General features: G+C 70.4%; 24 protein-coding genes, 1 tRNA gene and 1 pseudogene. 10 read left to right on the top strand and 16 right to left on the bottom strand.

Annotation, left to right across the window (positions count from 1 at the left end; translation table 11 throughout):
* Positions 1–53 precede the first annotated feature (53 nt).
* The 3 genes from recQ to HGBR_RS20990 form a co-directional block, all read right to left on the bottom strand.
* Positions 54–2,225: a DNA helicase RecQ gene (gene recQ / locus HGBR_RS02245; RefSeq protein ID WP_019157704.1), complete on the bottom strand. Its 2,172-nt coding sequence runs from the start codon at positions 2,223–2,225 to the stop codon at positions 54–56.
* Positions 2,226–2,344: 119 nt separating this feature from the next.
* Positions 2,345–4,441 (bottom strand): HNH endonuclease signature motif containing protein, encoded by a 2,097-nt coding sequence (locus tag HGBR_RS18615; RefSeq protein WP_019157705.1) that lies wholly within the window; start codon positions 4,439–4,441, stop codon positions 2,345–2,347.
* A gap of 234 nt (positions 4,442–4,675) precedes the next feature.
* Positions 4,676–4,807 carry a hypothetical protein gene (locus HGBR_RS20990; protein ID WP_019157706.1) on the bottom strand — a complete coding sequence of 44 codons (132 nt, stop codon included), beginning with the start codon at positions 4,805–4,807 and terminating at the stop codon, positions 4,676–4,678.
* A 3-nt stretch (positions 4,808–4,810) separates the two neighbouring features.
* Here HGBR_RS20990 and HGBR_RS16050 point away from each other — a divergent pair, with 3 nt between their 5' ends.
* The 7 genes and pseudogenes from HGBR_RS16050 (at position 4,811) to HGBR_RS20660 (ending at position 10,315) form a co-directional block, all read left to right on the top strand.
* On the top strand, positions 4,811–7,165 hold the full coding sequence (locus HGBR_RS16050; RefSeq protein ID WP_019157707.1) for a P-loop domain-containing protein: 2,355 nt from the start codon (positions 4,811–4,813) through the stop codon (positions 7,163–7,165).
* A gap of 79 nt (positions 7,166–7,244) precedes the next feature.
* Positions 7,245–7,808, top strand: coding sequence for a CrcB family protein (locus HGBR_RS18620; protein ID WP_019157708.1), 564 nt, complete (start codon positions 7,245–7,247; stop codon positions 7,806–7,808).
* Positions 7,805–8,209: a fluoride efflux transporter FluC gene (locus HGBR_RS02270; protein ID WP_019157709.1), complete on the top strand. Its 405-nt coding sequence runs from the start codon at positions 7,805–7,807 to the stop codon at positions 8,207–8,209. Before HGBR_RS18620 ends, HGBR_RS02270 begins: the two co-directional genes overlap by 4 nt.
* A 201-nt stretch (positions 8,210–8,410) precedes the next feature.
* The gene (locus HGBR_RS20645) at positions 8,411–8,914 is read left to right on the top strand and encodes a BCCT family transporter (protein WP_245533241.1); all 504 of its coding nucleotides are present in this window, start codon (positions 8,411–8,413) and stop codon (positions 8,912–8,914) included.
* Positions 8,812–9,076, top strand: a pseudogene (locus tag HGBR_RS20650) (BCCT family transporter); the annotation flags it as partial. The gene HGBR_RS20645 and the pseudogene HGBR_RS20650, both read left to right, overlap by 103 nt.
* A 72-nt stretch (positions 9,077–9,148) precedes the next feature.
* Positions 9,149–9,433 carry a BCCT family transporter gene (locus tag HGBR_RS20655; RefSeq protein ID WP_261795106.1) on the top strand — a complete coding sequence of 95 codons (285 nt, stop codon included), beginning with the start codon at positions 9,149–9,151 and terminating at the stop codon, positions 9,431–9,433.
* Between the two features lie 36 nt (positions 9,434–9,469).
* A complete protein-coding gene (locus tag HGBR_RS20660; protein WP_245533242.1) occupies positions 9,470–10,315 on the top strand; it encodes a BCCT family transporter in 846 nt (281 codons plus the stop codon).
* A gap of 30 nt (positions 10,316–10,345) precedes the next feature.
* Here HGBR_RS20660 and HGBR_RS18625 read toward each other — a convergent pair whose 3' ends face one another.
* Positions 10,346–11,011: a DUF6891 domain-containing protein gene (locus HGBR_RS18625; protein ID WP_019157710.1), complete on the bottom strand. Its 666-nt coding sequence runs from the start codon at positions 11,009–11,011 to the stop codon at positions 10,346–10,348.
* Between the two features lie 87 nt (positions 11,012–11,098).
* On the opposite strand from HGBR_RS18625, the gene HGBR_RS16070 reads away from it, so the two are divergent.
* Positions 11,099–12,547, top strand: coding sequence for a flotillin family protein (locus tag HGBR_RS16070; RefSeq protein WP_019157711.1), 1,449 nt, complete (start codon positions 11,099–11,101; stop codon positions 12,545–12,547).
* Here HGBR_RS16070 and HGBR_RS20120 read toward each other — a convergent pair.
* Both HGBR_RS20120 and HGBR_RS02305 read right to left on the bottom strand, forming a co-directional pair.
* Complete coding sequence (locus tag HGBR_RS20120) at positions 12,533–12,700, bottom strand: hypothetical protein (protein ID WP_161601831.1); 168 nt, start codon at positions 12,698–12,700, stop codon at positions 12,533–12,535. The two genes, HGBR_RS16070 and HGBR_RS20120, sit on opposite strands and share 15 nt — an antisense overlap.
* A 177-nt stretch (positions 12,701–12,877) precedes the next feature.
* Positions 12,878–12,950 (bottom strand) — tRNA-Ala (locus HGBR_RS02305).
* Between the two features lie 119 nt (positions 12,951–13,069).
* Between HGBR_RS02305 and HGBR_RS16075 the strand changes: the two genes are divergently transcribed.
* Positions 13,070–14,128: an alpha/beta fold hydrolase gene (locus HGBR_RS16075; protein WP_019157713.1), complete on the top strand. Its 1,059-nt coding sequence runs from the start codon at positions 13,070–13,072 to the stop codon at positions 14,126–14,128.
* A gap of 89 nt (positions 14,129–14,217) precedes the next feature.
* Here the strand turns inward: HGBR_RS16075 and HGBR_RS16080 are convergent, their stop codons facing one another.
* From HGBR_RS16080 to HGBR_RS02340, 6 genes are read right to left on the bottom strand one after another with little or no spacing between them, the layout of a single operon-like run.
* Positions 14,218–14,646, bottom strand: coding sequence for a cation:proton antiporter (locus HGBR_RS16080; RefSeq protein ID WP_019157714.1), 429 nt, complete (start codon positions 14,644–14,646; stop codon positions 14,218–14,220).
* Positions 14,646–14,906 carry a monovalent cation/H+ antiporter complex subunit F gene (locus HGBR_RS02320; protein WP_019157715.1) on the bottom strand — a complete coding sequence of 87 codons (261 nt, stop codon included), beginning with the start codon at positions 14,904–14,906 and terminating at the stop codon, positions 14,646–14,648. The genes HGBR_RS16080 and HGBR_RS02320 overlap by 1 nt, the downstream gene beginning before the upstream one ends.
* On the bottom strand, positions 14,903–15,313 hold the full coding sequence (locus HGBR_RS02325) for a Na+/H+ antiporter subunit E (RefSeq protein WP_019157716.1): 411 nt from the start codon (positions 15,311–15,313) through the stop codon (positions 14,903–14,905). Before HGBR_RS02325 ends, HGBR_RS02320 begins: the two co-directional genes overlap by 4 nt.
* A complete protein-coding gene (locus HGBR_RS02330; RefSeq protein ID WP_019157717.1) occupies positions 15,306–16,880 on the bottom strand; it encodes a monovalent cation/H+ antiporter subunit D family protein in 1,575 nt (524 codons plus the stop codon). Before HGBR_RS02330 ends, HGBR_RS02325 begins: the two co-directional genes overlap by 8 nt.
* On the bottom strand, positions 16,880–17,206 hold the full coding sequence (locus tag HGBR_RS02335) for a sodium:proton antiporter (protein WP_019157718.1): 327 nt from the start codon (positions 17,204–17,206) through the stop codon (positions 16,880–16,882). The genes HGBR_RS02330 and HGBR_RS02335 overlap by 1 nt, the downstream gene beginning before the upstream one ends.
* Positions 17,203–20,280, bottom strand: a complete 3,078-nt coding sequence (locus HGBR_RS02340; RefSeq protein WP_019157719.1) for a DUF4040 family protein — start codon at positions 20,278–20,280, stop codon at positions 17,203–17,205. The genes HGBR_RS02335 and HGBR_RS02340 overlap by 4 nt, the downstream gene beginning before the upstream one ends.
* A 216-nt stretch (positions 20,281–20,496) precedes the next feature.
* Between HGBR_RS02340 and HGBR_RS02345 the strand changes: the two genes are divergently transcribed.
* The gene (locus HGBR_RS02345) at positions 20,497–21,645 is read left to right on the top strand and encodes a glycosyltransferase family 4 protein (protein WP_019157720.1); all 1,149 of its coding nucleotides are present in this window, start codon (positions 20,497–20,499) and stop codon (positions 21,643–21,645) included.
* A 46-nt stretch (positions 21,646–21,691) separates the two neighbouring features.
* Here HGBR_RS02345 and HGBR_RS02350 read toward each other — a convergent pair whose 3' ends face one another.
* From HGBR_RS02350 to nadD, 4 genes are read right to left on the bottom strand one after another with little or no spacing between them, the layout of a single operon-like run.
* Entirely contained in the window at positions 21,692–22,339 is a 648-nt protein-coding gene (locus HGBR_RS02350; protein WP_019157721.1) for a histidine phosphatase family protein, read from the bottom strand.
* Positions 22,340–22,344: 5 nt separating this feature from the next.
* On the bottom strand, positions 22,345–22,746 hold the full coding sequence (rsfS, locus tag HGBR_RS02355; RefSeq protein WP_019157722.1) for a ribosome silencing factor: 402 nt from the start codon (positions 22,744–22,746) through the stop codon (positions 22,345–22,347).
* Positions 22,747–22,771: 25 nt separating this feature from the next.
* Entirely contained in the window at positions 22,772–24,193 is a 1,422-nt protein-coding gene (locus HGBR_RS02360) for a hypothetical protein (protein WP_026077268.1), read from the bottom strand.
* The gene (gene nadD / locus HGBR_RS02365) at positions 24,186–24,806 is read right to left on the bottom strand and encodes a nicotinate-nucleotide adenylyltransferase (protein WP_019157723.1); all 621 of its coding nucleotides are present in this window, start codon (positions 24,804–24,806) and stop codon (positions 24,186–24,188) included. The genes HGBR_RS02360 and nadD overlap by 8 nt, the downstream gene beginning before the upstream one ends.
* Positions 24,807–24,830 lie beyond the last annotated feature (24 nt).

The following is a 24,830-nucleotide window of genomic DNA, read 5'->3' on the forward strand; positions in this document are numbered from 1 at the left end:
GTCTGCCGTCGAGCTGAGGGCCTGGTCGAGACCGGGATGCCCGTGGGGGACGTCTATGCTCCCACGTCCTCCCCGGACAGCACCGCCAGCACCGCCTCGCCGTACTCCGCGAGCTTCTTCGCGCCCACGCCGCTGACCGTGCCGAGCTGGCCGATCGACGTGGGCTTCGTCTCGACGATGCCCACGAGCGTCGCGTCGGAGAACACCATGTACGGCGGGATCTGCTTCTCCTTCGCCACGGTGGTCCGCCACGCCCGCAGGGCTTCGAACACCTCGCGATCGCCGGTCTCCAGAGTGTCCGCCGCCCTCGATCGCGACCCGCCCGAGCGTCCGCCCGACGACCTGCCCGAGGCCGTGGTCACCGTCGTGCGGTCCTCCGCCAGTTCGACGGTCGTCTCCCCGCGCAGGACCGGGCCGGCCTCTGCGCCCAGCGCCAGGACTCCGTACTCCCCCACGGCTTCGACGATTCCGCGGGCCAGCAGCTGTCGGAGGATCGTCCTCCACTGCTTCTCGCTGAGATCCTGTCCGATCCCCCACACCGTCAGCTCGTCGTGGTGCGACTGCGCGGTGCGGTCGGTCTCCCGCCCCAGCAGGACATCGAAGACGCGTCCGGACCCGAACCGCTCCCCGCGCTCGCGGTCCAGTCGGATGATCGTCGACAGCAGCTTCTGCGCCGGGACGGTCGCGTCCCACGTGACCGGTGGGGTCAGGCACGTGTCGCAGTTGCCGCAGGGCTCGGAATCCTGTCCGAAGTAGCGCAGCAGCTGCACGCGCCGGCAGGTGACGGTCTCGCAGAGGGCGAGCATCGCATCGAGGTGGGCGCGCGCATTGCGCTTGAACTGATCGGAGCCCTCGCCGCCGTCGATGAAGCGACGGAGGTTCACGAGGTCGCCCAGACCGTAGGCCATCCATGCGGTCGACGGGAGGCCGTCGCGTCCCGCGCGGCCGGTCTCCTGGTAGTAGCCCTCGATGCTCTTGGGCAGGTCGAGGTGCGCGACGAAGCGCACGTCCGGCTTGTCGATCCCCATCCCGAACGCGATCGTCGCGACGATGACGATGCCCTCCTCCCGCAGGAAGCGCTCCTGATGCGCCGCACGCACGCGGGCGTCGAGTCCCGCATGGTACGGAAGCGCGGTGATGCCGCGGTCGGACAGCCATGCGGCAGTCGCCTCGACGCTCTTGCGCGACAGGCAGTAGACGATGCCCGCATCGCCTTCATGCTCGGCTCGGATCAGGCGCAGCAGCTGGTCGCGCGGCCGGTCCTTCGGGTCGATCCGGTACTGGATGTTGGGCCGGTCGAAGCTGGAGACGAAGTGCCGGGCATCCTCCATGCGGAGTCGCTCGGTGATCTCCCGGTGCGTCTCGCGCGTCGCCGTCGCGGTCAGTGCGATACGCGGCACGCCGGGGAACGCATCGGCCAGCACCGCCAGATCCAGGTAGTCCGGCCGGAAGTCGTGCCCCCACTGCGAGACGCAGTGCGCCTCATCGATCGCGAGGAGTGAGAGTCTGGCCCGCCGCAGCAGGTCCAGGGTCCGCGGCAGGACCAGCCGCTCCGGTGCCAGGTACAGCAGGTCGAGGTCGCCGGCGAGCAGCTGCTGCTCCACCACCTGCGCCTCCTGCGGGTCCAGCGTCGAGTTGAGGTACGCGGCACGGATCCCCACCGCCTCGAGCGCCGCGACCTGGTCGGCCATGAGCGCGATGAGGGGCGACACGATGATGCCCGTGCCCTCGCGCAGGATCGCCGGGATCTGATAGCACAGCGACTTCCCGCCACCCGTGGGCATGAGGACGATCGCGTCTCCGCCCCCGGAGACCTGGTCGATGATCGCCGCCTGGTCCCCGCGGAACTCGTCGTAGCCGAAGACTCGGGACAGCACCTCGAGCGGCGTCGAATAAGAGACCGTGCCGCCGGAGCCGACCGTGCCGCGACCTTCCACCGCACTATCCGAACCGAACGCATCAAGACCGTCCGGATCAGCCGCGCTGCTCCCGAGGCCGTGGTCACCATCGCTCTGCGCCTGGACCCCTCCGTTGTGCTGGTGGGCACCCCCGCTGTGCGCGTGATCGGTGGAATTATGGTCATGGTCGGTGAGTCCCAGGTCGTACTCGGTCAGCCCAGGTTCGTCGTCCGGCTCCCACGGAGGCAGCTCGGGCAGGTCTCCCCCGTCCTCGAACACCTTCAGGCCATCGCTGAATCGTCCCGCCGCGCTGTGCTCATCCACCATGGCCACCAGCCTAGAGGTGTCCGCTCATTCGATCCGGTTGCCGTCCACAGACCACGGGTCGACCTCGTCCAGCCCCGTGCACCGAGCAGCCCGGGTCCGTCAGAACGGCGGTGGGTCAATCAGAACGGCGGTGGGTCGTCCTCCATCGGGTCGCCCCTTCGACGCTTCCCATCGTCCGCCGGTGCCGCAGTCTCACCGGTCGAGTCGGCGGCCTCCTCCACCGAGGCCGTCGAATCTCCGGACGACGCACTCTCGCAATCCCGATCCTGGCCGGCGAGCGACACCACCCAGCGGCCCCGGTGCCCGTCGACGTGGTCGACCACCGGCACCGGCTCACCGTCCCGGAGCACCTCCTGCACGATCGTCCCGTCGAAATGGGGCGAGCGCAGGCGAACGCCCAACAGCTCCATGAGGAGACTGTCGCGCCGGCCGTCCGTGACGGCACTGGGCGCACGGGTGCGCGTGACGACGCCCAACGGCAGCACCCATTCGACCTCATTCGGCCCGGCCCTGCGGAGACGGATCACTCCTTCAGTCTTCAACTGATGGTGGAGGACGCACAGCGGTATGAGGTTGTCCGGGTGGGTGCGACCGCCACGCCCGGGATCCTCGTGGAGGAACGGTTCGCAGTGGTCGATCTCGCATCTCTCCGCATTCCGGGTGCAGCCCGGAGCCGTGCAGGTGCGCCACTTCTGCTCGACGGCGCGCCGCATCGACGCCGTCGGCCTGTAATTGCGCGTCGCCTCGTCCTTCACGGCTCCCGTCACCGGGTCGAAGAGCATCCTCCGCCACACCGTCGAGTGGGCGGCGACGCGGCGGGCGTGCTGGGCCGGCAGCGGCGTCGACAGGCCCAGGGTCGCCGGGTCGTCACCCAGTCCGGTCAGAGTCGCGAGCGACATCGTCACTGTCACCGCCGCCTGGCGGCGCAGCCAGGTGCCCGAGGTGGGGCAGGCAACCGTCACAACGAACTCGTCCGTCTCGAGAATGCCGGCATCCGCCTCGTGACGCCCGGCGTCCGCCTCGTGAGTTCCCGCGTTCGTCTCGCGGACCTCCACGCCGCGAGCGTATGGGTCGGTGTCAGTCGTGCGGACTGCGGGGGCACCGCTCGCACGGACGACGCGCACCTCCGTCTGCGGCACAGCACCCGAGAGGGTGTCGAACATGAGGTGGCCGATCCGGCGCTCGTCGACGCTCAGCAGCGCATCGTGCTGAGAACCGACGACTGCAGAATTCGCGCCACGGCCACCCGCGTCTATCGGGCCCTCGCCCTCGACACTCGTCACGGTGAGCGCCTCGAGCTCATTGCGGGCGATCGCCCGGCTCGTGGCCCGGACTCGCTGGTACAGAGCCTCCAGGTCGACGGCCGGGCCGAAGGCGCGCAGCTCACCCCACCCATCGGGGTACTTCTGGAACTCGACGCCGCGCAGAGCCGCGATCGACTCCTGTGTGGGCGCGGGCAGCTCGATGAAGGTGTGGATGAACTCACGGACCTTCTTGTCGAACTGATCCAGCGACCGCGACGGATCCAGCTGTGCCGCGAACTCGTCGACTCCGTTCATCTGGCGCACCGTCAGACGCGCTGCGATGACGCGAGTGAGGAGACGCTCCACCTTGTTGAAGCGGATGCTTCCCTCGACCGCGCACTCGAGAAGACGCGGCGTTCCCAGGAATGCCGCCAGGGCCCGCCCGGTCTCCCGCCGCGCCGTTCCCAACCGCGACTTCAGCGTCGCGTTGAACGACAGGTGGTCCTCGGGCCTGACGAGGGTCTCGACCTGTTCCATGGGCGGAACGGAATCCGGCTCGCGCTCGCCGAACGCGTTCTCATCGTCCCCAGTGCACGCATCCGCGTCGTCTTCCGTCTGGCACAGTGCACCCCGGCGGAGGATGACCCCCAGCCGCCGCACCGACGCGTCATCACGCAGCACCCGCGAGAGTCCCAGCCGGGCATGGTGCAGCATGTCGATCGCGCGCAGGCGATCGGTCAGCCCATGCGCAGCAGACCACTGGGTCAGGCAGTGTGCAGGCAGCGGCAGATCCGCGTCGACATCGACGTCGACACCGTGCGAGCCGACCGCCCCCTCGCTGGTTGCGGCCCACTCAGCCAGAAGGTCCACCGGCTCCGGGATGCGGAGGGCGGCGAGCGCGACGCGGACGTCCTCAGCCGTCTCGTACAGCACCGTCCCCGGCACCTCACGTCGTGTCGCCGTGGTTGTCATCGCGTCCCACCTCCTTCCGGTCGTCCTGAGCAGCAGAATCAGCCGATCACGCGGTCGCAATCGAATGATTCGATCGCAAGCTCTCATTCTATTCGATGACCCTCACAATAGAACACGGCACGGACACGGCTGAGGAGAACACACAGTCGCTGGTCAGACAGGTCGATCGGAACACCGGGGCAGTCCCCGCGGTCGAACCTGCGTCAGCCGCAGGCCAACAGCTCGCGCACGTCGTCAGTCGCGACGACCCGACGCGCTCACCAGCCCCGATTCGTACGCCGCGACGACGATCTGCGTGCGATCGCGCAGCGCGAGCTGCAGGAGCGCAACCGCATCGCGCAGGAGCTCCACGACGTCGTCGCCCACAGCATGTCCGTCATCAGCGTGCAGGCGACGACCGCGGAGTACCGCCTGCCGAACGTCGACCCCCGGACGGGCGAGGAGTTCGCCTCGATCGCGGACTCCTCGCGCCGAGCATTCAGTGAGATGCGCGGACTGCTCGCCATCCTGCGCGGATGCGACGAGGCGCCGCTCGCCCCACAGCCCACCCTCGCGGACGTCCGGACGCTCGTGGACTCCACCCGCAGCTCCGGGGCGCACATCACATGCGCCATCCGGCCGGACGACCTCGACACGGCCGGAGGCGTCCGCAAGGCCGGGCCGGGCGCAGACGTCGAACCCGAGCCGGGCACCGTGACCGGAGCGGATCTCGAATCCCGCCCCCCTCCGCCCGCACGGGCGGCCGACCCCGACTCCCCGCTGCCCGTCGCCCCGGGTGCCGGGCAGGGTCTGGCAGGGATCCGTGAGCGGGTGGGCGCGCTGGGCGGGACCGTCGAGGCGGGACCAACGAGGCGGGACCGCGACCCGACGGCGGGTTCACCGTGCATGCGGAACTGCCCACGCGGTAACGTCGCGGCCATGGATCTGGCACAGACGCTGCACTCATTGGACGGTCGCGGCTACGGCGACTACAAGCGGATCGTCGGCACGCACGATCTGGGGGTGTGCCGGTTGACGGTCGACCGCGTGCAGGTCGATCCCTTCGCGCCGCCCTCGCTCATGCGCGTGAGCGTCGACCGGTCGCGCACCGGCATCCCCGACGACCTCGTCGCCGACCACGCAGGACGCATCGCCGCCGGGGACCACCTGGCCCGGGCGTTCGCCGCCGCGGCGCGGTCGCACTCCGGCGGCGGCCGCAGGAGCCCCCGCCGTGCCGACCGCGACCAGCCGCCGCCCGTGGCGATCGGCACCCCGGGTCAGCAGATCCTCGAGCGGACCAGCGTGGTCTTCCCCGCAGACGGATCCCCCGAGGGTCAGGTGGAGGCTCGCATCACCGTGGACCTGCCGGCCTCCGGGCGCAGGATCCGCGGCCACCAGGCGGCCCAGATCCTCACCGACACCCTGCCCGGGATCGTCGAGGAGGCCCTGCTCGATCTGGACATGGGGGACCTTCGCGCCCAGGTCGTCCAGTACCGGGACCAACTGGCGCTCCAGGAGCAGCTGGCTGCACGCGGCCTCGTCGCGTTCGTGGGCGACGGTGCGATCCTGCCCCGCCGGTCCGGGGACTCGGATCGTCCTCTGGGCCCGGATGCGGTACCGTTCCGCTCCCCGGACTCCCGGCGCGTCGCCTTCGACCTGCCCAGCGGCCGGAGGGTCGAGGGCATGGGCGTCCCGGAGGGCGTCACCCTCATCGTGGGCGGCGGCTACCACGGCAAGTCCACACTGCTGCGGGCGATCGAGCGCGGCGTCTACCCGCACATCGCCGGTGACGGCCGCGAGTGGGTCCTCACCCGCCCGGACGCCACCGCGATCCGTGCGGAGGACGGACGATCGGTCGCCTCGGTCGACATCGCGCCGTTCATCAGCGGCCTGCCGTCGGGCACGGACACGCGCGCGTTCACCACGACGAACGCCAGCGGATCGACCTCGCAGGCGGCGACCCTCGTCGAGTCCGTGGATGCAGGCGCCACCGCGCTCCTCATCGACGAGGACACCTCTGCGACGAACTTCATGATCCGCGACGCCCGCATGCGCCAGCTGGTGCCCGCCCACCGCGAGCCGATCACCCCGTTCGTCGACCGGGTCCGTGCCCTCTACGAGGAGCGCGGCGTCTCGACGATCCTGGTCGCCGGCGGCTCCGGAGCCTTCTTCGACGTCGCGGACCACGTCCTCGCCCTGGACTCGTACGTCCCCCGGGACGTGACGGAGCAGGCTCACGCGATCGCCGCCGAGGCCCCCACGCCCCCCGCGGATGGGTTCGCCTCAGAAGCCGCCCAGGCCGGCACCGCTCCTGTCTTCTCCGCGCCCGCCGCCCGTGTGCCGTCCACCGACTCGCTGCGGCCGGCGGACAAGCGGAAGTTCGCGCGCGCCCGCGGCCGCACCACGATCCAGTACGGCCGGGAGGACATCGACCTCACCGCCGTCCTTCAGCTCGTCGATCCCGCGCAGACCCAGGCGATCGCCCATGCGCTCGAGCGTCTCGCGGACGATTTCGCCCAGGATCCTGGACTCAGCGTCGCGGAGGCCCTCGCCCGGCTGGGACGGCGGCTGGACGCAGACGGGCTCGAGGGCCTCTCCCACCACCGCGGCCACCCCGGACACCTGGCACGGCCCCGCATCCAGGAGATCGCGGCCGCCCTCAACCGGTATCGGGGTCTCCGCATCGTGCGGCAGACGGGACAGCCTGGCACGGGTGAACCGTCCGGCGCAGGTCGATCGTCATGAGCGGCAGGTGGCCCGGCAGGAGTGCCGCAGCCTCCGCCACGCACGTGACGGGTCCCGGTCGGACCCGTGAGGACCCGCGGTGAGCGGTACCGGATCCGTGCAGAACCCCTCCGGCCTCACAGTCAGAGCGATCGCTCTCGTCTTCGTGGGCGGTGCAGTGGGCACGACCGTGCGCGCCGCCGTCGACGGTGCGGTGGGAGACGTCGCACTGAACGACCCGGGCCTGGCACCCGTCGGCTCCGCGACCTGGGGCGACTTCCTGCCTGCGGGCGCCACTCTGCACGAGTTCCCCCTGCACACGTTCGCGATCAACGTCGTGGGATCGCTGCTGCTGGGGGTCCTTCTGGAGCACCTCGCTCGCCGAGGCCCCCTCCCCTCCCGCACCCGCCTGCGCCTCCTGCTGGGCACGGGCGCCCTGGGCGGGTTCACGACGTACAGCGCCCTGACCGTGACCACGGCCCAGCTGCTGCGGGTCGGGTTCCCCGCCGCGGCCGCGGTCTACGCGCTCGCCACCGTGCTGCTGGGACTCGTGGCAGCAGGAGCCGGCATCGCGCTCAGTGCGCGGCTGTCGCGAGGAGCCGGACAGACGTCTGTCGTCCGGCGGGAGGACGAGTCCGATGAGGCGCCGAGAGGCCGGCCGTGAGCCCGCTGCTGCTCGTCCTCGTGGGAGTGGCCGGCGGTCTGGGGGCCGTGTGCCGGTACGGCCTGGACGCACTCATCCGTGCCCGTTTCCCCGGGCGGACCTTCCCGTGGTCGACCGCCGTCATCAACGTGAGCGGCTCGCTGCTGCTGGGCCTCGTCGTGGGGATCGCGCTCGGCTCCGCCGTCCTGTCGTCCGCCGCGGCGGACCAGCCCGGCTGGGCCGTCGTCGCGGGGACCGGGTTCCTGGGTGGGTACACGACCTTCTCGACGGCCTCGGTCGAAGCCGTCCAGCTGGTGCGGGAGCGACGCTGGGGGTGGGCTGCGGCCTCGGCGGCGGGGGTGCTGGTGACCGGCACGGCGGCCGCGGCCGCGGGCCTGTGGCTGGGAGCCTCACTGGTGTGACGGTCGGGATGGTCTGAGCCAGGGGATGGCCGGACGGAGCCGATGGTCACGAGTCTCACACTGCTGAATCCCGCCCTTCTGCTCGAATATTATTCGGACGGCTGTACGGCATTGGAGGCGCCGTTGCATATCGGCGCCTTTTCGTGTGCCCACCGCGAATCCGGGGGCGCAGCCCTCCGATGAAAGGTGGTCATCCTCTGCATGGATGAGGTCGACGATCAGCAGAAGCGGCCCGTGGTCGAGCGCGAACGTTTCAGCGGCACGGACAGGAGCCCGTCCCGACGTCAGAACGAGACGGCTGATCGGCCTCCGATCTCCAGCGAGGAGATGCAGCGCGGTCGGACGGACCTGGCGCAGCACGCGGGACCGCGGGTCGACTGGCGCGTCTTCCTCACCGCTTCGCTCGTCATCGTGGCCCTCTCCCTGTGGGCGATGCTCACGCCGGACACCGCGCAGACGACCATGAAGGCCGCCGTCGACTGGATCGCGGAGAACCTGGGCTGGTTCTACGTCGTCACCATCACCGCCGTCATCCTCTTCGTCCTGTGGGTCGCGCTGTCGAAGGAGGGCAGCGTCCGGCTGGGACCCGATCACTGCTGGGCATGCGCGTGCGGGGCGCGACCGGCGACGTCATCGACATCGTCGCGCTCGTGGGCACCGTGTTCGGCGTCGCGACGTCGATGGGGATCGGCGTCGTCCTGCTGAACGTGGGATTCTCCTGGCTCTTCGGGCTCCCGCAGGGTCTGGGCCTGCAGATCGCGCTTGTCGTCGTCGCGGTCGTCATGACGATCGCCGCGTGCACGTCCGGCGTCGACAAGGGCATCCGCATCATCTCCGAGGCCAACCTCTGGAGCACGGCCGCGATGATGGTCTACATCCTGGTGACCGGCCAGACCGCGTTCCTGCTGAACGCGCTGGTCGAGAACAACGGCACCCGTCCTGTGCGACTTCATCATCGTGTCGATCTTCGGCAACTCCGCCCTGGCGCGCGTGTTCGCCGGCGACACCGAGTCCGCGCAGCTGGCGATCGACTCGCCGGAGAGCGGTTTGTACGCGCTCCTCGAGCAGTTCCCGGGCGCCGCGTTCCTCCTCGGCCTGGCGACCCTGTCCGGGCTGCTGTTCTACCTGACCAGTGCGAACTCGGGTGCGATGGTCATGTCGAACTTCTCCTCGAGCATCCCGGACCCTGCGGACGACGGCGCGAAGTGGCTGCGGACCTTCTGAGCGGTCCTCACCGCCCTGCTCACGATCGCGATGCTGGTGGCCGACGGCGTCACGACGATGGAGTACGCGACGCTCATCTTCGCACTTCCCGTCACGGTCATCGCCTACCTCGTCATGGCATCGTTCTCGAAGGTGCTGCGGATGGAGCGGGCGGAGCGCGAGGGACGCGCCCGCCGTCACCGCGGTCTGGCGGTGCACGGCGGTCCGGCGCCGGAGAAGACGTGGCGGCAGAGGCTGGCCCGGATGCGCTCGTTCCCCTCCGCCAAGTCCGCGGGGCGGTTCCTCACGGAGGTCGCCCAGCCCGCGCTCGAGGCCGTCGCAGCCGAGTTCCGCACGCAGGGCGGCCCGGTCGCACTCATCCATGAGACCAACGAGGAGACGGGACTGACGGACTCCGTGCTGCGGGTCGACATGGGAGAACACCGCAGCTTCCTCTACCAGGTCACGGCCGTCGCGTACCGCGTCCCCACGTACGGTGCGCGCAGCGCGGCCCGCGGCGACGACGTCTACTACCGGATCGAGGTCTTCACGCACACCGGTTCAGAGGGCTACGACCTCCTGGGCCTGAACCGGCAGCAGATCATCGACGACGTGCTGGACCGCTACGAGACCCACCTGTCGTTCCTCGAGTACTCGGGCGAGCACGCGTTCGACTCCGTCCTCACTCCCCCACCGGCGCAGACCGTCACCGGACCCGTGCGCACGGTCGAGGAGTCCGGCGAGGACGTCGAGGCCGTCCGCCCGTCGCTGCGCGCGGCCCGCAGGCCGGTCGAGGACGTGACGCCGTCGAGCGGGTCAGGGTCGTCACCGGCCACGGGGACGTCACCGGTGTCGGGGTCGTCATCGGCCTCCGGGACGGACGAGGGCCGGGACATCGGGTGAGTCGCTGACGGGGCGGGTGGTCCCGCCCCGTCACTCCTCCGGATCGCGGAAGGGCATGGACCACTCGAACGGGTGCAGGACGATCCGGCTGCCCGCAGTGCCGTCCCACTCGACGGCGAGTCCCGCGGCGCGCAGGACGGGGACGGCGGTCCGCGCGATCTCGACGCCGTCGGCGTCCTCACCGGACATCGCGCCGAAACCCATCAGCAGGGTCCCCGTCAGCACCACCCGTTGGAGGTCCTGCTGGTGCACCCAGAGGTAGCCGCGCACCGTGTGCCCGTCGCCCTGCATCTCGACCGCTGCGGCGTACGCGTCGTTCGCGGCCTCCTGCGCATCGAATCCGGAGAAGGACGTGACGATCCCGGACTCCTGACCCAGGCTGTGGATCGCGGTCGTGAGTGCGACGAGGTCGTCCGACACCTCGGTGACCGTCGCATCGTGCAGGCGGATGGTCTGCTCCAGCCGGTCGTAGGCCTCCGCCAGCGTGGGCTCGGGCTCGTCCGGGTGAACCTCGGGGAACTCCCCCGTCGTCACGAGATCGGAGATCCGCTCGCGCAGCATGTCCTCGTCGTCCAGGCCGGCCGCGACGTCGAGCATGAGCGAGCCGGCGAACGACTCGTCCGACGGCGGGCACTCGGTCGCGCAGGTGGGGTGCGGGTGGGACTCGGGGTGTGCGGGGGACGCGGGAGTCGTCATGTGGCCATTCTGCACCGGAATCCCTGGGGGCGGCGAGGCTCCGCCGGATAGGCTCGGAGGACACTCCACTCCCACGAAGGGGCCACCGTGCAATTCCTCGTCATCTCCGGTGTCATCCTGGCACTCCTCATCATCGGGCTCATCGCCTTCATCACGTTCATCCGGGCCTACCGGGTCGCAGCCCCCAATGAGGCGCTCGTCATCACGGGTCGCGCCCCGGCGAAGAAGGGCGACATCGATCTGGAGGCCGGGGCCCGCATCGTCGTGGGCGGCCGCGCGATCGTCCGCCCCCTCTTCGACCGCGCGCACGTGCTCTCCCTCAGCTCCCGCCAGATCCAGGTCGAGGTCGAGGGCTACTCGCTCAACGGCATCTTCCTGCGCCTCAAGGGCGTCGCCCAGATCAAGGTGGGCGAGCAGATGGGCGACATCCGCAAGGCCGCCCAACGCTTCCTCGACCAGCAGGACAGCATCGAGTCGTACTGCCAGGAGATCCTCTCCGGAACCCTGCGCGCCGTCGTGGGCACGCTGTCCGTCGAACAGGTCCTGCGGGATCGTGCCAGCTTCGCCTCGCAGGTGCAGGACGACGCGGCCGGGTCGATGAACAACCAGGGCCTCGTCATCGACACGTTCCAGATCATCTCCGTCGAGGACGACAGCGACTACCTGCGCGACCTGGGCCGTCCGGAGGCCGCACTCGTCGCGAAGAAGGCCCGCATCGCGGAGTCGGAGTCGATGCGCGAATCGACGGAGGCGGAGAACCGCGACCGCCAGCAGGTCGCGGAGTCGCAGAAGGCCCTCGACCTGCGGAACGCGGAGATCCAGCGCGAGACCGCGATCCAGCGAGCCGCCGCGGAGGCCGCAGAGGAACTGGCGAAGCGCGAGCAGGAGCAGCGGATCCTCGCAGAAGCGCAGAAGATCGCGGATCAGAAGAACGAACTGCGCGAGCGCGAACTCATCGCAGAGGTCCGCAAGCCGGCCGACGCCCAGCAGTACGAGGCGGAGCGGCGCGCGGATGCGGAGCGCTACAAGCGCGAGCAGGCGGCCCAGGCCTCGCTGACGGAGTCGGAGAACAAGGCGCGCGCGTTCGAGATCGACGCGCAGGCGCAGGCGCGTGCGGTGGCGGAACGCGGACGCGCGGAGGCCGACGCGGTCAAGGCGTCCGGTACCGCGGAGGCGAGCGCGATCGCGGAGAAGGGCAAGGCGGAGGCCGAGGCCGTGCTGGCGTCCGCAGAGGCCTACAAGCAGTTCAACCAGGCCGCCGTGCTGTCCCAGATCCTCGAGGCGCTGCCCAAGATTGCACACGAGGTGTCCGCGCCGTACTCGAACATCGAGTCGTTGAGCGTCGTGTCCTCCGACGGCGAGGCGAAGCTCAGCAAGAACATCGCGACCGGGATGCGCGAGACGATCGACCTGCTCAAGTCCACGACCGGACTGGACCTGGGCGAGTTCCTCCAGAGCGCGATGGACCAGCAGGACCCGGGCGCGGACCGACCGCAGGAGCGGCCCGAGCCGGGCACGGGGTCACTGGACGGCTGACGGATCCAGCGGTCGGGCGATGAGATGGATGAATGCGGCGGTGAGTGCGGCCGCGTCCAGCATCCGCGCCGAGGCCACCCGCCGCTCCCGCACCGCCAGCCGGCAGACGGTGGGCGGGGTGATCCAATCCGTGACCGCGCTGAGCCGGTTCACGGCCGGCAGTCTGCGCGATGCGGCACGAGGGAAGGCCGTCTCCGTGCCGAGCAAGCGCGACACCGCCTTCTGGGGCATCTCGCAGCTGGCCCCGGCAGGGCTGGTGTCGCGAGTGGCCGCACGGGGGCGGTGACGGAAGAAGCCGGGACATCGATCGATGTCCCGGCTTCCGCACTGTGGAGGTAAGGGGATTCGAACCCCTGACCTTCTCCATGCCATGGAGACGCGCTACCAACTGCGCCATACCCCCGGATCGTCCCCCATCTCTGGGCGACTCGAATAATAGTAGGCCATGTCGAGACCGCGCGCAAAACGAGTGCGGCACCCGGCCGGACCGCCCTCGCACCGCCCGTCTCCTAGACTCGACGCATGCCGTTCCCACCCGCCGAGCGCCTGTCTCCCCGCGCGGACTTCCCCTGGCCACCGCCGCCGTCCGATGCCGCAGCCCCGCCCCGGTCCGACGACCCGGCCCCGTTCCCGGAGGCCGCCCCGACCCCGTTCCCGGAACCGGCCGTCTGGCGGTACCCGGCCCGGGCCTCGGCGAGCCGGGCACAGGACACGACGAAGCCGGCACGGGAGACGGACCCGCCCGCGGACACCGCCGATCGCCCGGTCGTCCTCATCCACGGCTTCCGCGGCGACCACCACGGCCTCGCACTCATCGCCCATGACCTGCGCCGCCGCGACGTGTGGGTCCCGGACCTGCCCGGATTCGGCCGCACGTCCCCGCCGGCCCGTGGCCTGGATCTCGACGCATTCACCGCCTTCATCCGCGCCCTCTGCGCCGCCTGCGAGGCCGCGACCGGACGGCGGCCCCTCCTGGTGGGCCACAGTTTCGGGTCGGTACTCGTCGCCCATGCGGTCGCCCGGGATTCTGCGATCTGCCACGGCGTGGGCCTCCTCTCCCCCATCGTCCAGCCGCCGTTGGAGGGATCCGCCCGCTTCCTCACGCAGCTCACGCGCCTCTACTACGCTGCGGGCCGGGCACTGCCGCAGCCGGCGGGCGCCGCACTGCTGGCCCAACCCGTCATCGTCCGCGCGATGAGCGAGGTCATGGCCACCTCTCGCGACCGTATGACCCGCGCCTTCATCCACGACCAGCACGCGCGGCACTTCTCCGACTACGCGGACCGCACGTCCCTCGCACAGGCCTACGAGGTCTCGACCCGGCACACCGTCACCGAGGCCGCGGCCGGCCTGGCCCACTCCGCCCACCCCCTGCTGGTGGTCGCCGGGGACGACGACCTCATCGCGCCCCTGCCGGCGGCGCGGGGATTCGTCGAGGACCTGCGGGGGCTCGGAGCGGACGTGGACCTGCAGGAGCTGGGAGGCGTGGGACACCTCCTCCACTACGAACGCCCCCACCACGTGGCAGGGGCGATCGAGGAGTTCACAGCTGGGCTGGACGCGGAAGGCATGCAGGACTGAGCCATCCGCCCCGACGGTTCACGTGGTGACACTGTCGTCCGAGGTGACCAGACGGTCGAGTTGCCCGGTCGAGCGCACAGGAGGGCGTGTCAGACGCTCCTCTGCGCCGGTCCGTCCCCGTGAGCCGTTTCCGTCTCCGCGGTCGGATCACCGGTCTCGCCGCCGTCCACCGGCACCAGCGGCTCGACGAGACGGTTGGGGCGCGTATACCGGTGGACGGGCGATCCGACCAGCACCGTCGAGCGCGACAGCGTGTTCGACGCGATCGAGCTGACGATGATGAACGACAGGAAACCCACGATCGCGATGAGCAGGCGGTAGACGGAGAACCCCTCGTGCTGCAGCGTGTAGATGTAGCAGCCCAGCAGGACCAGCGGCATCCCCAGGCCCGTCGCCGGGGAGAACACGTTGATCCGCGACAAGGCGTCCTTCGCCCGGAACATCGCGAGCGCGCTCGTCACCATGAGCAGCGCCCCGGTCAGCACGAAGACGGCGATCAGCACGTCGACGATCAGCATCAGCGGTACCCCCTCGTGAGGATGCGCGAGAGCGCGATGGTCGAGAGGATTCCCAGCAGCGACGCCAGGAAGATGACGTCGAGCATGATCGTGAGGTCCACCAGCATCGCGATCATCGTGAGGATGCCCACAGCAGCGAAGTACACGAGGTCGCCGATGATCGCACGCGACCCCAGGTCCTTCGCGGTCGCCACCCGGGCCAGCGCGATGGCGATCGCCACTGCGAAAAGGCAGATCGCGATCCAGAACACGATGCTCATGCGGTCTCTCCTTCCTGGGTGCCCTGCGCGCCCCGCAGGATGGCGTCCGCCACCGGCTTGGGCGGCCGCCTCCGCATCGCGGTGAGCAGGCGGGTCTCCATGTCGTAGAGCCCGTCCAGGGCGTCCGCCTCGGAGTCCGCGAACAGCACGTGCACGAACAGGGTGGGCGGATCGTCCGCCTCGTCACCGGCGGCGATCGCGACGACGAGCGTCCCGGGCGTGATGGTGATCGACGACGCGAACATCGTGATCTCCAGGTCGGTCGTGCAGCGCAGGGGCACCTGCACGATCATGGGTCGGCTGTACCCGTGCGGGGTGAACAGCGATGTCGTCATGGAGAGCGTCCCGGAGACGATCTCCTTGAAGATCCAGAGGAAGTACCCCAGGAGTCGCAGCGGATCAATCATGTCCCAGCACCGCCCTGATGTAGTCGCTGTCGTGCAGGAGGGCCTCCGCGGACCGCTGCGTGATCTCGATGAGCGGCTGCGGGACCACGAAGATCAGCACGGACAGTCCGATGAGGATCGCCCCGGGGGCCAGCAGGCGCTTGGGGATCCGGACGTCCGCAGGCAGATCCGTCGGTTGCGCGCGGCCGGTCAGGGCGGAATCGGGGCGGTACGAGGTCATTGGCTCGCCCCAGAACGTCCCCCGCCACAGGCGGATGAGTGCGAACAGGCTCAGCACGGAGCCCAGCACGATCGCGCCGATGAGGACCCAGCCCAGCACGGAGGTGCCCTCTGCGTCCCCGACCGGTGCGGCCGCGCCCACGACCAGTCCGACCTTGCCCCAGAGGCCCGAGGTCGGAGGCAGTCCCACGAGGGAGAAGAGTCCCAGCACCACGAGCACGGCGGTCGCCTTCTCACGCGAGGCCAATCCGGACAGCTTCCGGTAGAGACCGGTGCCGTAGACCTGCTCGACCGCGCCGAAGACCAGCAGCAGCCCCGCCATCGTGATGATGTGGTGGACGGTGTAGAAGATCCCGGCCTGGACCGCGACGGTGGTGAGCAGGACCGCACCGATGAGGATGTGGCCCATGCCGGAGGTCATCTGGAACGCGAGCGCGTTGCGCACGCGGTCCTCCGCCATTCCGGACAGCGAACCGATGAGGATCGAGAGCACCGCGATGACCGCCAGCGCCCACGCCCACGCCGGCGGCTCGCCGAAGATCGTGCCGTAGATCCGGAAGATCGCGTAGATGGCGACCTTCGAGTGGAGCGCGGAGAACAACCCCATCATGCCGGCGGAGGTGTTGGGGTAGGACCGCACCAACCAGGTGTGGGCCGGGACCGCGCCCGCCTTGATGACGAACGCGACGACCACCAGTGCCAGGGCGAGCTGCGCGGATCCGTCCAGCTCCTCCAGGTTCGCGAGCGTTCCGATGTTGACGGTGCCGGTCGTCGCGTAGACGAAGCCCACCCCCACCAGCAGCAGCGTCGACGTCAGCAGGTTGACGATGACGTACATGCGGCCCACGCCCAGGCGGCGCCACGTGCCGGTCACCGCGACGAGCGCGTACGACGGCAGCACCATGACCTCGACGAAGACGAACATGTTGAAGAGGTCGCCGGTGAGGATCGCGCCGTAGACGCCCGTGAGCATCATGAGGATGAGCGCGGGGACGAACCGGTACTGGTCCTCGCCGGTCGCGATGAGGAACCACCCGCACAGGATCGCCGCGATGCTGGTGACCAGCAGCAGGAGGGCGGCGAACGTGTCGGACACGAACGGGATCGCCAGCCCGTTGAGATAGCCGCCCACGGAGTGCGCCAGGACCGGGTGGTCGCGGTGCACGATCAGCAGCACGACCGCGGCCGCGCCCACGAACGTGGGTGCGCCGATCAAGAGGGTGCGATCGAAGCCGCGATGCTTGACGAGCGTGCTGAGCGCAGCCGCCGCCAGCGGCACCGCGATGAGCAGCAGGAGGAGGGCGGGGTCGAACGGCGCCTCGACGGGCCGCACGGTCTGTGCGTCCATCAGCGCTCCTCCCCCGTCTCCGGTGTCCTGTACTGGTCGTCGTCGTGGCCGAACACTGCCATCGCGAGCATGAAGATCGTCACGGCCAGCGTGATGACGATCGCGGTCAGCACGAAGGCCTGCGGCAGCGGGTCCGCCGCGAGCGCCACGTCCGTGCGGCCGTCGATCGGCTCACCGCGCCACGCGGAGACGCCCGAGGCCAGCAGCATGAAGTTCGCCGCGTGCGAGATCATCGTCATCCCGAACACCGCCCGCACCATCGACCGCTGCAGGGTGAGGTACACGCCGCCCGTGACGAGGACGGCCACTGTCACTGCGAGGATCATGATCCGTCCTCCTTCGCTTCGCGTCCGCGCGACATCGTCGCCGTGCGCGCTCCGACCTTGGGCTTCCACCACGCCCTGCGTCTGCTCCACCACGACGGCCGCTCGCCCCGCACGGACTCCATCGGACCGGACAGTTCGCCGTAGACCATCTCATCTGCGCGCTCGCGGGTGGACTCCGGCACTTCGTCGGCCACGTCGCGCAGCATCCGGCCGTCGAACAGGACGTCGTTCCCGGCCGGGGTGAAGGCGGAGTCGGAGGTCCCCAGCAGATTGAAGCTGATGAGGATGAGGCCCAGCACCGCCATGTAGACGCCCACGTCGAACAGCATCGACGTCGTGAAGTGCTGACCCAGGATGTACCCGTGCAGTGGCTGCAGGAACGACCCCACGAGGATGAGGCCCACCGCGCCGGTGAGGACGGCGATCAGGACACCGCCGCCGATGAGGAAGACCGGCGCCTGGGGCTTGCCGATCGCCCGGTCGGAGGTCGTTGACATGTAGAGGAGTCCGATGACCGCAGAGCCGATGAGCGCCGCGATGAAGCCGCCGCCGGGCTCGTTGTGGCCGCGCCAGAACACGAGCGCGGAGGTGATGATGAGGATCGGGACCATGCGGCGGACCGTCATCTGGACGGGGATGACGTTGGGCCACGCGACGAACAGCGCCCGCTGCGAGGTGGGGTGCCGCAGCTTCACGTACGGGGTGCGCGGGACCTCGGGCACGTTCTCCGCGGGCGGGTCGATGTACCGGTCGCGCACGGAGGACATGACGGCGACGATCGCGATGCCGGCCATGCCCAGCACGGTGAGCTCGCCCAGCGTGTCCAGTGCGCGGAACTCGACGAGGATCGTGTTGACGATGTTCGAGCCGCCGGAGATCTCCGGCGCCTGCTCCAGGTAGTACATCGCGAGGTCGGAGCGCTCGCGCCGGCCGGCCATCGCCCAGGTCGCGGCTCCCATCGACAGTCCGATGACCACCGCGAAGCCCGCCCGCTTGAGCTGGAACGAGCGCGGGTGCTTCCAGAAGGTGCGCGGCAGCTTCTGGAGGACCAGCATCATGATGATGATCGTCATCGCCTCGACCAGCAGCTGGGTCAGGGTCACGTCCGGTGCGCCCAGCGACATGATCTGGACCGTCGCGAGGATGCCCACGGCGGACAGTGCGACGATCGCAGTCATGCGCGAACGGGCGAAGCAGGCGACGAGCACCGCGATGGACGTGAGGACGAGCACGACGACGTCGATCGGCCGGTTGAGTCCGTCCTGCGCCTGCGGCAGACCCGGCCCCTGCACGATCGCGCCCACACCGCCCAGGATGACGACGGCCAGCAGCGCCAGACCGGGGACCACGTGGCGGGCCGCGCGGATCGGCTCCGTGAGGACCACCGTCGCGCGCGCCGGGCGGATGAGGAGGCGCTCGATCGCGTTGATGACGTCCGCGCCGTCGAACGGCAGGACCGCGCTGTCGAAGAAGCGCCACACCCGGTGCCGGGTCAGGATGATGAGCACGCCGGCGGCGAGGATGAGCGCGGTCGCCAGCAGCTCCGGGGTGAGACCGTGCCACAGCGCCAGGTGGGGGTGGGGGTCCGTGCCGGGCAGGGCCGCCGTCACGGCGGGGACGACCAGCTTCTCCACCTGCGGAAGCATGAACGCCAGCGGGATCGACGCGAGGATGGGCAGCGCGGCGAAGACGAGCATGACCGGGTTCTCGCGGCTGGTCTGCGCAGCGCCAGCCTGCTGCTGATCGCGGCCGGCGGCCGGCGGGCCGTCGACGAAGGCGCCGAAGACGAGCTTCGCGCAGTAGGCGAACGTGAGCACGGATGCGGCGGCGCCCGCGACGAGCGCGGCCCATCCGGTCCAGTCGGCGCCCGGCGCCTCCAGGAGACCCGTGAACACGGACTCCTTCGACACGAAGCCCAGCAGCGGCGGAATCCCGGCCATCGACGCGCTGCCCAGGACCGTCACGACGAACGAGGCGGGGGCGACGCGGATGAGCTGCGGGATCGATCCCACCTGGCGGGTGTGCGCGACGTGGTCGATGACGCCCACCATCATGAAGAGCCCGGACTTGAAGAGCGCGTGCGCGATGACGTGCAGGACCGCGGCGACCAGCGCCATCTCCGTCCCCACCCCGATCGCGGCGGTGATGAGGCCCAGCTGGCTCACGGTCGAGTAGGCCATGAGCTTCTTGATGTCCGACTGGGTGAGCGCGAACCAGCCGCCGATCGCGGTCGTGAGCAGTCCGGCGACGATGAGGAGGGCGTTCCACGCGGGCACGTCCGCGAACGCGGGGCTGAAGCGGATGAGCAGGAAGATGCCCGCCTTCACGACCGCGGCGGCGTGCAGGTACGCGCTCACCGGGGTCGCGGCGGCCATCGCATCCGGCAGCCAGGAGTGGAACGGGAACTGCGCGGACTTCGTCATCGCGGACACGGCGACCAGCACCGCCAGCGTCGCGACGAGGAACGGGCTTGCCTGCTCCCACGCCGGTGACGTGAGTGCCTCGGAGATCCGGGTCGTGCCGGTCACGACGATGATCCCGGCGATCCCGGTCAGCAGGGTCAGTCCGCCCAGGAAGGTGATCAGCAGCGTCCGCATCGAGGGAGCCTGGGCGGCGGTGCCGGACCGGGCGATGAGCAGGAAGGAGGCGAGGCTGGTCGCCTCCCAGCAGACGAAGAGGACCAGCAGGTCGTCCGTGAGGACCAGGCCCGTCATCGCGAGCGTGAAGGTCGTCATGAGCCAGTAGAAGCTCAGCTGGCGGCCCTTCTCCAGGTATCCGGTCGAGTACGCGAGGACGACCGCGCCGATCACCAGTGCGATGAGGGTGAAGACGACGCCGATCCCGTCCGCGCGGAACGCCAGTTCGACTCCGGCGCCGGGGAGGCCCAGTCCGGGCGCCCACGGGATGGACCATTCGAGCGGGGCGCCGTCGATCGCCGCGGTGACGGCGGGGAGGAAGGTGAGGGTCGCGAGCACGTAACCGGCCGCCAGCAGCCAGCCGGAGGCGCGTCCCAGCAGGGACGTGGCGACGGGGACCAGGACGACCAGAGCGGCGAGCACACCGAGCGTGAGCACTAAGGGCAAGCGGGAACTCCTCCGGTCGTCAGCGACACTCCTCAGCGAACCGGCGCTGGTCTCGGGGTGTCCCGGACGACGGCACTGCTGGACGGCTGCAGGTGCATGAGCGCGTCCACTCTATCGAGACTCAGCGCACACGGGCAAAACGCTCAGGATCCGGACAGCGATCCGGCAGGCGCGTCGCAGGCGTCGACGCGACTAGGGTGGGGCCGCATGAGGCTCCTCTTCGACGCCCGATACACGCGCTGGCCGCGCCACGACGGCATCTCGCGCTACGGAGCAGGACTGCTGACCGCGCTGGCGCACCTCACCGCGGACGACGACGCGATCACCCTCGAGGCGCTCATCCACGACGAGCGCCAGATACCGATGCTGCCGACCGTGCCGCTCCACCGCGTCTCCGCTCCCACCTCGCCGCGCGAACCGCTGCTGGCACGTCAGCTCAACCCGCTGCGCCCGGACGTCGTGTTCTCGCCCATGCAGACGATGGGGTCATGGGGCCGCGACTACCGGCTCATCCTCACGCTCCACGACCTCATCTACTACACCCATCCCACTCCCCCGCGGGACCTGTCCCTGCCCCTGCGCGGTCTGTGGCGCGCCTACCACACCGCGTACTGGCCCCAGCGACTCCTGCTGGACCGCGCGGACGCGGTCGTGACCGTCTCGCGGACGACCCGCGATCTCATGGCGGCTCACCGGCTCACGCGCCGGCCCGTCACCGTCGTCTCCAACGCCGCGGACGAGGTTCCGCAGCCGCCGCAGCGGCGGAACGGGCACGCGGCCCGCACCCTCACGTACATGGGCGCCTTCCTGCCGTACAAGAACGCCGAGGCCCTGGTCCGGTCCCTGGCCTGGCTCCCCGGCTACACCCTGCACCTGGCGTCCCGGATCGAACCCCGGGAGGAGGCCCGGCTGCGGGCTCTCGCACCGGCCCGGGCCCGTGTCGTGTTCCACCGCGGCATCAGCGATGAGGACTACGCCCGGCTGCTCGATCACTCAACAGCACTTGTGACTGCGTCGCGGGCGGAGGGCTACGGCCTGCCGATCGTCGAAGCGATGGCGCGGGGCGTCCCCGTCGTCGTGACGGACATGCCGATCTTCCGGGAGGTCACCGGTGCGGACGCCGGAGTGGGGCCGACTGTCGGAACGCAGGCGGACGGTGGACCGGCCGAGTTCGCCGATCCGGATGATCCCCGGGACTTCGCCCGCGCGGTCCGCAGGCTCGAGGACCCGGTGCGGTGGCAGGAGGCCGCGCAGGCGGGACCTGTCCGAGCCGCCGCGCACACGTGGGAGGATTCCGCGCGCACGCTGCTCGCGCTGGTGCGGTCCCTGGCCGGGGACGCGCACGGACGAGACTGAGGCGGTGCCAGGTCCGCGAGGGCAGCATCAGGTCCGGACCGTTGGATCAGGCCCGGGACTGCTCCGGGGCCTTCTCCTGGGCCCGGGCCACGGCCTCGGCGCCGCCGCCCCACGACCGCAGCACCCAGCCCGACTCACCGGGGATCAGGTGCGCGTACGTGCAGTTCGTGAGGACGCCCAGGTGGCCGGGCGCATCCGTCATCCCCAGCAGCAGTTCCGTCGCACCGCGGATGACGGCGCCGTGCGCGACGACCAGCAGATCCGCGTCGTCCGCGGCCTCCTCCACGTGCCGCAGCACGGCGTCGTGGACGCGCTGCGACGACTCCGCACGGCTCTCACCGCCCGGCGGACGCATATCCGCACCGGACAGCCACGCCTCGAGGTCCTGAGGCCACTTCAGCGCGACCTCGTCACGGGTGTAGCCCTCCCAGTCCCCCACGCTGATCTCACGCAGCGCCTGATCGTGGGTGACGGGCAGGCCCGTCGCACGGGCAACCGCGTCCGCGGTCTGGGCGGCGCGCGCCAGGTCGGAGGCGACGATCGAAGAGATCGAGGCGGAGGAGGCCAGGTGTACGGCGACGGCCTCGGCCTGGGCCAGGCCCAGGGAGTCGAGCGGCACGTCGACCTGGCCCTGGAAGCGACCCACGGCGTTGTACTCCGTGCGGCCGTGCCGCAGCAGCGTCAGCGATCTCACCACGGTCAGTCCTCCTGGGGTGCGGCGGGGGCACCGGCGGCGGCCACGGCCTCGGCGACGTCGACCACCGGGCAGTCCTTCCACAGGCGCTCGAGGGCGTAGAACTCGCGGTCCTCGTCGACGAACACGTGCACGACGATGTCCGCGTAGTCCAGCAGGACCCAGCGGCCACCGCTCTTGCCCTCGCGACGGACCGGCTTCTGGTCGTCCTCCCGCAGGAGACGCTCCTCCACCCGGTCGACGATCGACAGGACCTGCCGCTCGCTGGGAGCGGACGCGATGACGAACACGTCCGTGAGGACCAGTTGGAGGCTCACGTCCAGGGCGACGATGTCGGTGCCCAGCGCCTCCGAGGCCGCGAAGGCTGCGGAGCGAGCGAGGGCGACTGCTTCAGGGGTGGCGGTCACGGGTTCCTTCCGGGGTGGGGACGGGTCAGAAGAGCAGGGTGATCGCGACGATGACGAGGATGAGCGCGGCGAAGCCCGTCACGCCCAGGACGATGTAGGGAACCATCGAGTTGCGCTCCGCGACGAGAACGGAACCGTCCTCGTTCGTGACGGATCGGGCGCTCATGGGGCGCGCCGGCGGCTCCTCCAGCTCGTCCGAGTCCTCCTCCTCGTCCTCCTGACCCAGGCGGGACCACGGATCCGCGGCGGGACGGGAGGTGCGGAAGACCGGCGATTCGGAGGTGCGGAACGTGTCCGTGCCGCGCGATCCGGAGGCCACGGACTCGTCGATCGCGGACATGGGGGTCGTGGGCGGGTTCGCCTCGAGATCCGACTCCGTCACGATGGGCAGCGCGCCCGTCACGACGCGGATGTTCGAGCCCGTGGGCGGCTTGACGACGGGGCTGCGGCGCTTGAGCGGCGCATCGTGGTCACCCAGTGCCGACGGCGTGATGACGGCGGTCGAGCTGGTCTCGAAGTCCGGGCCGGTGGCGTGGGAGCCCACTCGGCGGCCGGCCAGATCGAACTGCGGGGCGCCGGCACCCGTGCTGACAGCACCGGTCCGCGGAGTGCCGCCCGTGGTGGGGGTGCTCCCGGTGGTGCTGGTCGACGAGGGCTGCGCGGGGGTGTCGAAGAGGGACCCCAGACCACCGCTGGGGCCGGTCGCCGGCTCGTCCGAAGGAGCCGTGGTGACGGTGACCGGGTCGTCGGATCCGAAGAGGCTGCCGGAATGCCCCGTCTGCTGCGCAGCCGTCGAAGTGGTCACGGAGGCGGCGGGTGCTTCGGACTCCGTGGAGGCCGCACTGGCCGGAGCGCTCACTGAATCCGTGGAGTCCGATGCGCCCGTGGAGTGTGCTGTGTCCGTGGAGTGTGCTGCGTCCGTGGACTCGCGGCCCGAGGATCCGACGGTGTCTGCCGCGTCCGCGGCGTCCGCACTGTCCGTCTCGATGCCGGCGGCGCGCTGCGCCAGGACGATCGGGATCGACGCCGTCGGGATATCCGCCGGCAGATCGTTCTCACGCAGGAAGCGCTTGCGCTCACCGCGGGTCGCGAAGTGCGGTGGCTCCGTCAGCTCAGCGGCCGGGGCGGGAGGCGAGGCGGGCTCCGGAGGTGCGCTCGGAGTGGGGGGTGCATCCGCACCGGGGGGCGCAGTGGACGCGGGGGCTGCGGCGGGCTCCGCCGGTGCGGGCTCCGCTGGTGCGGGCTCCGCTGGTGTGGCGGCCTCGGGGGCGGTGGGCGCGCTGGTGGGACGCGGCGGTGCGGCGGGAGGAGCCGCGGCCTCGGCCACGGGGGCCTGCTGATCCTCGGACGGCTCCGCCTCCGCCGCCTGCTGAGCGTCGTACGCGGCGTCCGCCTGCCGGCGCTCCGCCTCGCGGCGCTCCCGTCGCGTCATGAACTTCTCAGCCACTGTGACTCCTGTAGAGATCGTGCTTGGCAATGTACTGGACCACCCCGTCCGGCACGAGGTACCAGACCGGGAGATCCTGCTCCGCACGCCGGCGGCAGTCCGTCGACGAGATCGCAAGGGCGGGGATCTGCAGCAGACTCAGCCGCCCCGTGGGCAGGCCGTCCCCGGTCAGCTCGTGCCCCGGCCGGGACACGCCCACGAAGTGCGCCAGGGCGAACAGCTCGTCGACATCCTTCCACGACAGGATCTGCGCGAGCGCGTCCGCACCGGTGATGAAGAACATCTCCGCCGCGTCGCCGTAGACCCCCCGCAGGTCGCGCAGCGTGTCGATGGTGTACGTGGGGCCGGGGCGATCGATGTCCACCCGCGAGACCGTGAACCGCGGATTCGAGGCCGTCGCGACGACGGTCATGAGGTAGCGGTCCTCGGCGGCGGAGACCCGCCGGTCCTCCTTCTGCCACGGACGTCCCGTGGGCACGAACACGACCTCGTCCAGCTCGAACATCGCCGCAGCCTCACTGGCGGCGACGAGGTGACCGTGGTGGATGGGGTCGAACGTGCCGCCCATGACGCCGATGCGGCGCGGGCGGTCTGCGGGGCGGACGGGAATCACTCGCGGAGAAGGAGGAGGGGGCCG

The sequence above is a fragment of the Brevibacterium senegalense genome, assembly GCF_000285835.1.
GTDB classification, from domain to species: domain Bacteria; phylum Actinomycetota; class Actinomycetes; order Actinomycetales; family Brevibacteriaceae; genus Brevibacterium; species Brevibacterium senegalense.

Excerpts from the sequence above, each read along its gene's own strand:
- HGBR_RS16075 (WP_019157713.1), top strand. The coding sequence starts at position 13,070 with ATGCCGTTCCCACCCGCCGAGCGCCTGTCTCCCCGCGCGGACTTCCCC.
- HGBR_RS18615 (WP_019157705.1), bottom strand. The coding sequence starts at position 4,441 with ATGACAACCACGGCGACACGACGTGAGGTGCCGGGGACGGTGCTGTAC.
- recQ (WP_019157704.1), bottom strand. The coding sequence starts at position 2,225 with ATGGTGGATGAGCACAGCGCGGCGGGACGATTCAGCGATGGCCTGAAG.
- HGBR_RS02320 (WP_019157715.1), bottom strand. The coding sequence starts at position 14,906 with ATGAGCATCGTGTTCTGGATCGCGATCTGCCTTTTCGCAGTGGCGATC.
- HGBR_RS18625 (WP_019157710.1), bottom strand. The coding sequence starts at position 11,011 with ATGACGACTCCCGCGTCCCCCGCACACCCCGAGTCCCACCCGCACCCC.
- HGBR_RS02330 (WP_019157717.1), bottom strand. The coding sequence starts at position 16,880 with ATGGACGCACAGACCGTGCGGCCCGTCGAGGCGCCGTTCGACCCCGCC.
- HGBR_RS20645 (WP_245533241.1), top strand. The coding sequence starts at position 8,411 with ATGGATGAGGTCGACGATCAGCAGAAGCGGCCCGTGGTCGAGCGCGAA.
- HGBR_RS02325 (WP_019157716.1), bottom strand. The coding sequence starts at position 15,313 with ATGATTGATCCGCTGCGACTCCTGGGGTACTTCCTCTGGATCTTCAAG.
- HGBR_RS02345 (WP_019157720.1), top strand. The coding sequence starts at position 20,497 with ATGAGGCTCCTCTTCGACGCCCGATACACGCGCTGGCCGCGCCACGAC.
- HGBR_RS16050 (WP_019157707.1), top strand. The coding sequence starts at position 4,811 with ATGTCCGTCATCAGCGTGCAGGCGACGACCGCGGAGTACCGCCTGCCG.
- HGBR_RS02335 (WP_019157718.1), bottom strand. The coding sequence starts at position 17,206 with ATGATCCTCGCAGTGACAGTGGCCGTCCTCGTCACGGGCGGCGTGTAC.
- HGBR_RS16080 (WP_019157714.1), bottom strand. The coding sequence starts at position 14,646 with ATGCTGATCGTCGACGTGCTGATCGCCGTCTTCGTGCTGACCGGGGCG.